Below are 11,882 nucleotides of genomic sequence, written 5' to 3' on the forward strand. Positions count from 1 at the left end.
CCTGTGTGCCTTGCAATCCTTCAAGCGACGACTCGACGAGATCGAAGACCCCGCGTTCTGTATCCTCGGGGTCTCGCGAATTTTGGGCTTTGTTGACAAAGACGAGGATGTACGCCGTTTGTCGTTGCGTGAACAATTTGCGGTGTTCAATACGCTCGATGACATCGATCACACGATCTGCCGGATGATCGCCGACGGTGAATCAACCAAAGATATTGCCGCAACCGTCCATTTAACCACAAAGTCGATCGAAAATCGCCGGCAACGGATCATGACCTCACTGGGGCTTCGCCGACCGGTCGAGATTGTCAAACTACTGGTGCGATTAGAAGAAAACCGCATGATCGACCGCCTACGGTGACATCTGCTTGTATGTCACCGTAGGGCAAGGCACCGTGGACGCGCCGATGGCGTCCAACTAATTCTGCGGGTTTCAAGTTGAATGAACCGAAGTGAATCCCGGTCGGTTCGTCATAGCCGAACACGCCGCCGGGTGCGAAATACTTCTCGAACTCTTCGTAGGGTGGCAACTCATTGCGGCTGAGCATATCCGAAAAGTTTTTCACCACCACATTGCGTTCGCCGACGCTGCGAAGGAATTGGCGTGAGTCGTTCGATTTTGCCAGCTCATACAATTGGCGAAAATAGTCCGCACCGCGAACGAACGAAACCATAAACGGCTTTTCGCCGTCCAGTTTGCCCCCTAATTCGCTGGCAACCAAATCGAACTCGGAAACTTCGATCAACCGCCCCCGCGATCCCGAATTGGCTTGAATCATCCGCGTGAGAAAATTGCGACTGTCACCCACGATCAACCAATCGCCCAGAATGGCCATGCTGGGTTCGGGTTGACGCAGGGCGGCGGGAACGTTTCGGCGACTGCGGGTCGAGGTATAAATCACAGACCCTGCTACGGTTTCGACCGAAAGTGCCTGCGGACGCTTTTCTCGAAATTTTGCGATCACGGCCTTTGCCGCTTCCGGATCCTTCAATTCGAACCCGCGGGCGGTTATTTGACTGTTTAACTTCACCGGCTGTTCCAACCAAGTGACGCTGACATAGCGACCGCTCAGATTGCTGAGCACATCTTGCTGGATATCGATCCCGGTCGCTTCGAGGAACGGTTGTTCGACCAATCGCGGCAACGGATCGTCACCTTGGAAAACCGCCAGAATCTTGTTCAAGTTTTCATAGGTCTTAGCAAAGTCCCATTGCAATGTGGTGTAAGCGGTGACATCCGAGGGCACCCAATTTGGCGGGACGATGTCAACGGTCTGTGGTCGTAACACCCCGAAGAATCCGTCACGCGGAGCATCGATCAACACATGTAGATGATTGATATCGTCAAAGGTCTCGCCGCCTGAGAACGTGCTGCCGCCAATCCCTTGAATCTTGCTGATACCAAGCTCCTCGAGCAGCGGCCACACCAATGCGGCGGCACCACCTCGTTTGACCAATCGCTCGGCCACATGATAGGGGTCGGCAAAAAACGTCAATTGAGGACGGCTGTCTTCGGCGCCCACACAGCGTGACATGACATTCGCGAACCGGGCGTTGTCGGCCATTGTCGGAGCATCACTTTTGCCAAGCCATTGTTCTAGCGCAGCCTCGGCCGTCCGATAACCGATGCCGAACACCACCGTCTGTTGGTGCTGAAAATACTCGATCTGTGGGCGCCCCGGCCGCGGGGGCATCAACAAAACAAGCTCGACATCATCCATCGTGCGATTGCGTCGAATGTATCCCGCATCAAGCAAACGCTGCTCGATCCGCCCCACGATCGCCATCATGTCATCGGTTTGCTTGCCAGATTCAACGATAAACAATCCTGCCAACGCATTCTGCGATCGCCGTTTGCGTTCGATGCGTCGACGGATCGCTTCGGGTGATTCGTCTTGTTTCTGATCTTGATCCGCGGCGTCCGCATCTGTCTCGGGAAGATTGCCGGGAATCATCGCCGCGGAAACTTGGCCACTCGGGATCGCCAACAATTCGTCCAACGAGACGCCCACCTCGCTACTGATCCGATCGAACAGTTCGGCGGCGGTGCTGTACATGTCTCCGGCGAACGGTTTTAACTTGGGATCGGCCAACATCCGACCAATCGACGAATCACGCAGGCTTTGTCGAAATTCGTCAGCGTTGTCCACTCGGACGTACAACAGCGTGTCATCGGGCAGTAGATGGGGTGCTCCCGGGACCTCCGATTCTTCTTTGGCGATCGCGGTCAACGGCATTGCTATAGCGGAGACGGCCGCAGCCAGAAACAATGCGAGTAAGCGAATGTGGACGAAACCACGGCTGGTGGCGAGACGACGGAAACCGAAGGGCATGAGAAGTGTCTTTCACAAAAGCAAGTCAGAGAGCGAGCGAGATCAGAAACGACAGGCACAGAACGGACTTCGCAGCCGAAATGTTCCTGTTATTCGAGCAAAAGCCTAAAGTCTTGGGCCGAAGCAAAATTATATCGGTTTGCCAAGCAGAAAGGGTGGTCCGCCAGGGCATCGAGCGAGCACGAATCCCGATCTGCCGCAGCGAAAGTCGCCACCTGCGGAACTTTTGGCGTGCCCGGTTGTTTAAAAACAGCGGTGTGTGGAGGAGGATTGGCAGAAAACGCTTAAAATCGGCGTCTCAACCGACTAAAATACATCGAGTCTGCGATCCAACCAATGTCCATACACCACCACCCGAGGGGCACCCAGCACCGATAGGGTGGCTTGCGATATCGCCCCCACTTCAAAACGCCAATTCAACGAATTGATTTCATGATGCATCTACGTCTCTCGCTCTTCGCCGCAGCCGTCGCCCTCATGGTCCAGCCTACTTGGGCCCAGCAAATCGACACGGGTAACACGACCACCGGGGCCGCAACCAGCACCAACACAGGCAGCGGGACCACCGGAACCGGAACTTCGGCGACGACCACAATGGATGCGGACCAAGCGTTTGGACAAATCGAGCGTGGAACGACGGTCGGAGCGACCGCAGCAACGGGAGCCGGTTTTAACGACCTTGGCGGCGCAGCATCCGGAGTCGGTGCGACCGGCGGTTTCGGAGGACTTGGTGGTTTCGGTGGTGGTGGCGGCGGCTTTGGTGGACTTGGCGGATTGGGCGGAATGTTTGGCAACGCTGGTGCATCGACTTCCGCCAAACCCATCATCCGCACGCGACTGCGTTCGGCAATCGAGGTCACGCCGCGAACCTCAGCACAAATCCAACGATCCGCATCGCAGCGGATCGTCACGTTGCCTAGTCACAGCCGAATCCCCGGCGTCAACATCCGAGTCCAAGACGGCACCGCCATTTTAGAAGGAGTCGTAGGCACCGAAAAAGAGCGACGGATGAGCGAATTGCTGATCCGATTGGAACCCGGCGTCAAAAGCATTGACAACCGAATCAGTTTGTCGCCGTCGTTCGAATAGACCGTCGTTCATATAGATTTGGACGAGTAGACTGGGACAAGCCGAGACCATTGGTCAGGGGGAATTATTCCGGCAGCGTTAAGGGCCGCTCGCGCCGCGCGCTATTGGCAGGGTTCATATCGGGTAGAATTGCACGACGCTTCTCGTGCGTCGAAGTTCTAGATTGCATCCGACTTCCCCCGCCCCTTGTGAATCATGCCTCACCGAATCTCTCTCGTTCTAGCCACAATCTTTCTAAGTTGGTCGATCCCGGCCGCGGCGTCCGATACAGCGGATCGCCCCAATATTCTGTGGATCGTGGTCGACGATATGTCGGCAAACTTTTCCTGTTATGGCGAGACCAAGATCCAAACGCCAAATGTGGATCGGCTTGCCAGTGAGGGATTGCGATTCACGCGAGCTTACGCGACGTCGCCCGTCTGTTCGACGTTTCGCTCGGCGATGATTACCGGCATGTACCAAACGTCCATCGGCGCCCACCATCACCGCAGCGGGCGTGGCGAACATCACATCGTGTTGCCCGACGGTGTGCGGCCGATCCCTGAAACGTTTCAGCAGGCCGGGTACTGGACTTGTATCGGCAGCGGACTGCCCGGCCGTGACGCCAGCGGCAATCCAACGTCGCGAGACCGGATGGGGAAAACCGATTACAACTTTGATTGGGACAAACCGATTTACGATTCGCATGATTGGGCGGAACGCAAACCAGGTCAACCATTTTTCATGCAGGTGCAACTGCATGGCGGAAAGATTCGCGGCGCGTCCGAAGCCAAGTACAAGGCGACGCAAAAACGCATGGCAGCGGAATTCGGCGGTGCCACCGACCCGCATAGTGTCGAGCTACCGCCCCATTACCCTCGCGACCCGGTGCTGCTGCGTGATTGGTCGACGTATTTGGACAGCGTCCGAATCACTGACACTCACGTTGGACGCGTCATCGATCGGCTGAAAAGCGAGGGGCTGTTGGAAAACACGCTCGTCGTCTTCTTTACCGATCACGGGATTAGCCATGCGCGAGGCAAACAGTTTCTCTACGACGAAGGCACCCACATCCCGCTGGTCATTCGCGGTCCTGGGGTTGGCCAAGGTGAAACGCGAACCGATCTGGTCGAGCACATTGACGTTGCCGCATTGTCGTTGGCCGCAGCGGGCATCGAAATCCCGGTAACGATGCAGGGCCAGAACATCCTCGACGAGGATCATCAGCCCAAACAAGCCGTTTTTGCGGCCCGTGACCGCTGTGGTGAAGCGGCCGATCGCATCCGTTCGGTACGCACCGATCGCTATCTGTACATCAAGAACTTCTATCCCGAGCGTCCGCTGCTGATGCCAAGCGACTACAAAGATTCGAAGCGGATCCTGATTCGGCTGCGGGAACTACACTCCGCTGGCAAGCTAACCGCGTTATCAGAAAAGCTGCTGTTTTCACCAACGCGTCCCGCCGAAGAATTGTACCTGTATGGTGAAGATCCTTGGCAGACAACCAACCTTGCCACTGATCCCGAGCACACCGAAGCACTCACGTGGCATCGCGAGCGTTTGCAGCAGTGGATCGAGGAAACCGGTGACATGGGGCCTGAAACACCCGAAGTCTATGTGCTCGAGACGGAAGACCAAATGCAATCGACGCGAAACGCGACATCACGAGAGAACTATCGCAAGAACACCGAGCTGTATAAGCAATGGGCGAGTGAAGGAAAGTAACTGCTGTCGTCGCTATCGCGACTGAAGGTACGGGGAATGAGTCTGGAGCGACTGGCCGGAAATTTGGATCGCGTCCAAACACGGCTACATTAGCTCCCCACTCCCCACAAATTCAGATGGAAACGCTTGGCAATCAGAACCAAACTCAACCCGAGTGAATAAAGCGAATCGAAAGTCGACTAGGCCTAAAGCCAAAAATATTCCTTAGCAAGCGACTACAGTGCATCGGTCGAGATGCGGATTGTTAAATCGCAGGGTTCTCGTTCCTCAATGCACGTAAGTGCGTGGGTTTGGCAGAATGATTATTTGGCAAAATGATTTCCAGGGCCGAGGTGGTTTGGATTTCAATCATTTTGCCCATCAATCATTTTGCCAACTCTAATTCCTTCCAGGTTTCCTTCCTGGCTTATGCGGCAACTGGATGCGCCCGAGCCATTCTCACGCGGGCAATCGTTAGCGGCTTGTTGGTTTAGTAATCCGCGCGTGATCGGCAGGCGCCCATGCATTGCACGGTGCTTTACAAGAACGTCCGGCGTAGGCCAGAGGCCGATACATCCTCTGCCGTGGCCGTAAGGCCACGGGATGTAGCGAATGAGCTGCAAAGGCCGGAGGCCGACACAATGCACAATGACTGAGTAAATGTGTCGGCCTCCGCCTTGGATTTGCTGCATTCCAAACCGGTGGTTAACACCACCGGCATGAATTGTGTCGGCCTCCGGCCTCAAAAAAAGAACGAATGCGAGTTGTTAGAGTCACCCTAAGCCGGACGTTCTCTTACGGCCCACGGCTCACTCATTCAAGGAATCGTCATCAATTTGGGGGCATTCGCCGTGGAACGAAAGTCTTGGCGACTTTCGCTACAGAACAGGCGAACGTCTTGGCGACGTTCGCTACGTTGAAAACGTGGCACTTAGTCGATCGTCACCTTCATCGGCTTGCCGCCCACTGTCACTCCGTTGGCGATCATCGCCATCGGGGCGTCTTTGCCGACTTTGACAATGAACTTTTTGTCCTTAGGTGCTGCCGGGGTGAACGTTTTGCCAGGGATGCGGACGGTGTACAACACCTCTTTGCTATCCGCGTCGATCAACTGCACCACGGGGTTTTCGATATTGAAGGTCATCTCGCCTAATTTGCCCCACGATGGCGGGTTGTAGTTGTCGAACTGAGAAATCGTTCGCGGCCAACCGAGATACTGTTCCGCCGACGGGTCGGTGACGTCCACGTTTCGCGGCCAGCATTCCATCGTGATGTCGCGAGTTTTCGTGTTCAGTCGAACAATGCCGAATCCGGCAGCACGCGTATTGAGCAGATTGCCAGCCGGTTTTTCCTCGGGATTCGCCGCGGCGTAGTTGGTGACTTTGTTGGCGAAACCATCCAGTTGATCCCCGGTGTATTCCGGAGCCCCCGGCTCGCGATTTTTACCTGGTTCCAACGGCAGCCACCAACGCAAGTAAAGGTTGGCAATCGATGGCACACAGAACGACCAAATCGCGTCACGATGTTCGTCGATGCCGTGATGAAAAAGCGTCGCCAAGTGTTGATCGCCGGCGTAGTGAAACGCGAATGCTTTGCGAAGCTCAGCCAGTGCTCGATTGCGGCCGGATTGTGGCCAGCCATTGGAATCCATGTCGGCGTGTAGCCGCCCATTGGCCGATCCGTGAATGTGGGCTCCACCGCAGAAAATGGTTTGCGACAAAGCGACCTTCATTTTCGCATCGCTCCAATCCTGGGCCCAATTGTCAATGAACTTCAATTGGCGTTCACCCAACAAAACCGCACCAGGAACATCGACGCTAGCAGGATCATACTCAGGATTGCGGATGTGATCAGGCCGAGGTCCCTGTTTAGGCACACGACCGGCAGGCCCGGTTTTGAATTTGCGGTCTTCTAAGATCGCGAAGTCGATGCCGCCCCAGTTCAAATTGGTGAAATAGACACCGATTCCCTGACCGATTTTGTGAGGATCTACCGGGTCGGGCAGATGGCTGGTCTGGGCACGCTCGACCTCTTTGACATACACCCCAGGCTTCGCGTAACCGCCATCGGCGGCACCGCTAAGCGTCGAAATTTTGCCACTTTCACCCCACAGGTTGGGCTGGCCTACATCGTGATCATCGGGCAAACAGATGGTGGGACGGTCTTTGATAATGTCACCAAATTCGCGACCAAATTTCAGCCACGCTGCATAGTGCCGATTGTGATCGTAAACTTGGTCGCCGGAAAAGAAGAGCACGTCGGCATCGACTCGGTTGACATTGTCGATCAGATCTTGCCGCGAGATATCGCCTCCGTGGGCCGGTTGAATCGAGTTGCCGGTAAAACCGGCCACGACAATCTCGTCCTTGTCGACTGGATTCTTGCGAACCGTGCCTTGATAAAACGCTTCACTGCCATGCGCGACGCGATACTTGTACGATTTGGAATCGTCCCACTTTTCGACTCGAAACGGCGCGGTCCACCCCGGTTCGATGACCATCGTGCGAGCCACTTCGGTCCACTTGCCATCTTTTTCGATTTCCAAACGAACGGTTTTCGGATCGCTGCCGGACAACGGATACAGCTGAGCTGTTAATTTCAGTGTGTTGTCATGGACCGTGTACAAGGCGAAACAGATAATGTCCTTCTTTTCAACCTTGGGGATGCTCAGATCGGCACCTCTTCGTCCACGATTTTGCTGGGCAACCAAGGGGACACAAGTCACGAGTAAAGCAAAGCAGCACAACGCGAGACGGTTCAGTAACTTCATCGTGTTTCCTGAAAGGGGAGTGAAAGTTTGAATTTTTGAGGGGTGACTTCAAGCGGAGGACTTCAAACGCTGGCAACGGAGGCGTTATCCGTAGGCGGGGACGAGCCGGAGGATAATCCGCTTGATTCCGCCGAAGGTTCGACGGCCGGCGGTCGGCTCCAGAGGATAACAAGATACAACGGAATCAGGAAATGTGGGGCACGCAGCACGGCTTCGTGAAGAAATTGGTCGGCTCCCCAATAATTCAAACTCCACGACATACCGGCGACGGGACGCGCCGACGACGTCAAAAATCCCCAAACGACTGCATAGCCGGCCGCGATCCGGCGTAGCGGCGGAATGAAGATTGCCACGCAGACCACAAAATCGAGCACACCAAAGACACGCAGCATCGCGTTGGCGGTTTCATACTCGACTCCCAACGACAGCGAAATCATGCCATAAAACGAACCGGGAGTTGGCCACCATCCGAGCGCGTAACAGCCGTGGCCAGCAAACGTCATCACTAACGCGACCATCGCAGTGCCAACGGTGATGCGGTGCCCCGACCCGAAGCGAAGTGCCATCACCAGTAACACCGGAGCGAGTATTTGCCCACCATGTTCAATGAACATCGGTGGCTGATACTGCGACGCGACATACTTTGCATAGCTCAAAACCGCCAACAATCCACTGCCGCCGATCAGCCCCGCCATTTGGAAATACGATTTGCGGCGAACCGTCAACGTCAACACGGTACACGCAAGGTACAACCATGTGATGCGAGCGATCCAAGTTTGCAGCCAGCCATCATCGGCGCCCGTCCCCACAAACTCGTCCCAGCTGATCCCCAATCGATGGGCTAGATCATAGGTGGCGTCTTGCCAAAGCAGGATTCCATAGGGACCTTCCCAATAGAAATGCACCCAGGTCCAACCGGCGAAACAGAGCATCGCCGCTAGACGAAGCACGATGATCCGCCAGCGTTCAACGGCGCCATCGCTTCTCGCTCGATCAGCAGCGGATTCCGTTCGATTGGCTTTCTTCATCAGTGAGATCGAGAGGTACTATTGGCGGGCGATCACGAATGGGCTTGGGTTCCAATACAACATTGTAATCGGATGATTCAAGAAATCCGAACGAATCGCCAAGCCGCCGAGCCCTACGTTGATGCAAACATGGCATCCGTGTCGATCAGTGTCGCATCGGCGATGATCGTAGCGTAGACCGCCATCGATGCGGCCGCGATCACTTCGAGTATCTGCTCGGTATCGAGGCCTTGCTGCCGCAGACTGTCATAGTCTTCGTCCCGCAATTGGTGGGGCCCTGCGGCACATTTGACCGCAAATCGAAGGATGTCACGAATCCGTTCGGGCAGCTCTTCGCTGAGTCCTTCCATGACGGCGCGAATCGTGCTGTCCTCGACTCCCAAGATTCGGCAACAGGCGGTGTGGGCATCGCGACAATAATGGCACTCGCGATCCACTGCAATCGCCACAAAAATTAATTCCTTCGTCGACCGGGGAAGGCTACCGTCGAGAAGAATGTTTTTGATCAACCCCCAAGTCCCAGCCAACATTCGAGGGGAAGCGCCCTGAACGCGGACGAAATTCGGTAGTTCGGGGAATCCCAATCCGAGTTGAAAGTCACGGTAAATTTGACCGACTTCGTTCGATACGTCGGCCTCCTGCCTCAGCGGGAATCGTTGCATAGTGAATCACCCTTCGTGCCAAGCAGCCAAAGTCGGCGCGGCAAATCTGCCTGTGGCGCTGCCGATCTCGCCCTGCCCTAATGCCTAAGATTCTACCCTCGTCAAGAGCAGTCCGATAGCTATTAACTTTCGCCCCACAGGGAGTGGGACCGTACGGAAAACCGAGATATCATGACCGCTTGGCAACCCTCCGTCACGTTTATCACGTCCATTTTGGCTGCCAAACAGCGAATTCCTTCGCGTGAACCCTACTCCCCCACCCTATTGTCTGACTTCGCCATGAATCCCAGCGACCGCCACGAACAAATCCGCTCGCTGTTTAATCAGGCGGTAAACATGGAGGATACGGAGCGTCGTTGGTTTCTTCACTCGATCGACGACCGTGACCTCGCTGCCGACGTCGAACGATTGCTCGAATCCTCGGCCTGCTGCGGAACCTTTCGTGACAAGAATAAAGATTCGGATCGCGGATCGTGTTGACCATTCGGGGTTCAGAAGTGAACGGAATTTTGCATCGTGTCGAAATCGATCTAGATTTTCTTGCCGCGGAATTGTTAACACGACATCTGGTTCTTGTTCGACAGCCCCAAATCCGCGCCGAGAGCGAAGCTTGCAAACGATTCGTCTGTCACCATCGACGCCCTCTTCAGCTGCAAATCGCGGCGGCAATCCGCGTCTGCACTCGTTGTGGATTCTTTTCTTTGCAATACTAGCATTGCCGTCGATTGGCTGTGTTCGTCGACGGATGACGGTGCGAACGAATCCGGCGGGCGCGACGGTATCGGTGGACAATCAGGTGATCGGCACGAGTCCGGCTGCGTCGAGTTTCGTGTATTATGGGACTCGCGAGTTCCGGATCGAAAAAGAAGGTTATAAAACCGAAACGATCCGGCGTCGCTTCAACCCTCCTTGGTACGAGATGCCAGGACTCGATTTCATCTCGGAAACTTTGTGGCCAGGCGATCTGCGTGACGAGCGAATCATTGATGTTGAATTGGTTCCACAAACCCTTGCTCCGACCAGCGAAGTGGTGCAGCGTGCCGATTCCTTGCGAACTCAATCCCAAACGGGAATGGTTAACGCACCGCGATAGTCGACTGTGATACGCGTCTCTGCAAGCGGACTACACCGCCTCGTCGCTCCCGGCATCATCCTGCTGCTGTTCGCTTCGGTTCTAGTCGGTATCGATCGGTTGGCGTTTCGTGATGTCGGCCACTTTTATACGCCGCTGTATGACTACATCGCCCACCGCATTCACAGCGAGTGGCTGCCGCTATGGAATCCACTGGACCAAACCGGCATCCCGCTTGTAGGTGAAACGACGACGGCGGTTTTCTATCCCGTCCGCTGGATTCTATTTTTACTGCCAATCAAAACCGACACCGCCCTCGGCTGGTACGTCGCCATCCACTTGATGCTCGCGGCATTCACCACCCATTTCGCAGTCCGTCGTAGCGGAGCAAGCGAGACCACGGCGGTGATCGCCGGACTTTGCTATTCGTTATCCGGCAGCGTGCTGGTCCTGTACACGAACCCGCCGTTCTTGGTGGGCGCCGCTTGGTTGCCGCTGCTGATGTCGACGCTGATCCAGCGTCAGCACGCGAGCCAAATGCGACGCGTGTTCGTCGCAGGCATGACGATGGCAATGATGATCCTAGCCGGCGATCCGCAAACCGTGGCCAACGTTGTGATCGTCGCGATAGCGGTGGCGTTCGGTCGCTGGATAATCTCCGTGATCGCGTCGCGGTCAGACGTGCGGGACGGGGAGCGGAGGGAGACGGAAGTCGGCGTTCTGATCGCGGAGCGATCAACGACAGACGGAAACGTTGTGATCGCGGAGCGTTCAACGACAGATGGAAACGCTATGATCGCGGAGCGATCAGCGACAGACGGGAACGTTGTGATCGCGGGGCGATCAGCGACGATGGTAGTCGTGATCGCCAGCTGCTTGGTGGGCTCGCTGCTGGCGCTGCCCCAGATCGCCGCGTCGGTTTCTTGGAGTGCTCAAAGCGATCGCGTCCTGCCGGATGAAAATTCGCACTGGTTGGCTCCACCAGTGCCAAGTTCACGTCGTGGACAAGCGTACCAGTTTTCGGTCGCCCCCTGGCACCTTGCGGAGTTTCTGACCCCCAGTGCGTTTGGCAGCCTGCTGCCACAATACCGTCGATTGAGCAGTTTGATTCCTGGCGATGGACGCATCTGGACTCCTTCGGTCTATATGGGATTATTGGTTGCGATCGCGATCCTAAGCACCGTACTCAGCGTCATCCGCCGCCCCGCGACACGGAAACCAACCGGCGACGCGATCCTTTGGCTC

Annotated in this window: 10 protein-coding genes and 1 pseudogene; 6 read left to right on the forward strand and 5 right to left on the reverse strand. The window is 55.7% G+C overall.

Translation table 11 applies throughout. The annotated features are described in order from the left end of the window. The coding region (locus RMSM_RS38220; RefSeq protein ID WP_236622040.1) for a LuxR C-terminal-related transcriptional regulator at positions 1-361 on the forward strand (361 nt) is incomplete at its 5' end. Here RMSM_RS38220 and RMSM_RS07460 read toward each other — a convergent pair. Both RMSM_RS07460 and RMSM_RS43370 read right to left on the reverse strand, forming a co-directional pair. Then, positions 309-2,333: a hypothetical protein gene (locus RMSM_RS07460; RefSeq protein WP_008693713.1), complete on the reverse strand. Its 2,025-nt coding sequence runs from the start codon at positions 2,331-2,333 to the stop codon at positions 309-311. The genes RMSM_RS38220 and RMSM_RS07460 overlap by 53 nt on opposite strands. Before the next feature lie 306 nt (positions 2,334-2,639). Next, positions 2,640-2,774 carry a hypothetical protein gene (locus tag RMSM_RS43370; RefSeq protein ID WP_008693714.1) on the reverse strand — a complete coding sequence of 45 codons (135 nt, stop codon included), beginning with the start codon at positions 2,772-2,774 and terminating at the stop codon, positions 2,640-2,642. Between RMSM_RS43370 and RMSM_RS41755 the strand changes: the two genes are divergently transcribed. Both RMSM_RS41755 and RMSM_RS07470 read left to right on the forward strand, forming a co-directional pair. After that, positions 2,766-3,422: a BON domain-containing protein gene (locus RMSM_RS41755; protein ID WP_173405109.1), complete on the forward strand. Its 657-nt coding sequence runs from the start codon at positions 2,766-2,768 to the stop codon at positions 3,420-3,422. The genes RMSM_RS43370 and RMSM_RS41755 overlap by 9 nt on opposite strands. Positions 3,423-3,617: 195 nt before the next feature. Beyond that, a complete protein-coding gene (locus tag RMSM_RS07470; RefSeq protein WP_008693717.1) occupies positions 3,618-5,126 on the forward strand; it encodes a sulfatase family protein in 1,509 nt (502 codons plus the stop codon). A gap of 910 nt (positions 5,127-6,036) precedes the next feature. Here the strand turns inward: RMSM_RS07470 and RMSM_RS07475 are convergent. The 3 genes from RMSM_RS07475 to RMSM_RS07485 all read right to left on the reverse strand — a co-directional run bounded on the left by RMSM_RS07475 (position 6,037) and on the right by RMSM_RS07485 (position 9,565). Continuing rightward, entirely contained in the window at positions 6,037-7,875 is a 1,839-nt protein-coding gene (locus tag RMSM_RS07475) for a metallophosphoesterase family protein (protein ID WP_040764665.1), read from the reverse strand. A gap of 62 nt (positions 7,876-7,937) precedes the next feature. Then, positions 7,938-8,903 carry a hypothetical protein gene (locus RMSM_RS07480; RefSeq protein WP_008693720.1) on the reverse strand — a complete coding sequence of 322 codons (966 nt, stop codon included), beginning with the start codon at positions 8,901-8,903 and terminating at the stop codon, positions 7,938-7,940. 113 nt (positions 8,904-9,016) lie between these two features. Continuing rightward, the gene (locus tag RMSM_RS07485; RefSeq protein ID WP_040764668.1) at positions 9,017-9,565 is read right to left on the reverse strand and encodes a carboxymuconolactone decarboxylase family protein; all 549 of its coding nucleotides are present in this window, start codon (positions 9,563-9,565) and stop codon (positions 9,017-9,019) included. A gap of 171 nt (positions 9,566-9,736) precedes the next feature. On the opposite strand from RMSM_RS07485, the gene RMSM_RS38235 reads away from it, so the two are divergent. From RMSM_RS38235 to RMSM_RS07500, 3 genes and pseudogenes are all read left to right on the forward strand, one after another. After that, entirely contained in the window at positions 9,737-10,045 is a 309-nt protein-coding gene (locus RMSM_RS38235; protein ID WP_008693724.1) for a hypothetical protein, read from the forward strand. A gap of 130 nt (positions 10,046-10,175) precedes the next feature. Further along, entirely contained in the window at positions 10,176-10,658 is a 483-nt protein-coding gene (locus RMSM_RS07495; RefSeq protein WP_236622041.1) for a PEGA domain-containing protein, read from the forward strand. A gap of 6 nt (positions 10,659-10,664) precedes the next feature. Continuing rightward, positions 10,665-11,882, forward strand: a pseudogene (locus tag RMSM_RS07500) (hypothetical protein); the annotation flags it as partial.

The sequence above is a fragment of the Rhodopirellula maiorica SM1 genome, assembly GCF_000346295.1.
Classification (GTDB): domain Bacteria; phylum Planctomycetota; class Planctomycetia; order Pirellulales; family Pirellulaceae; genus Novipirellula; species Novipirellula maiorica.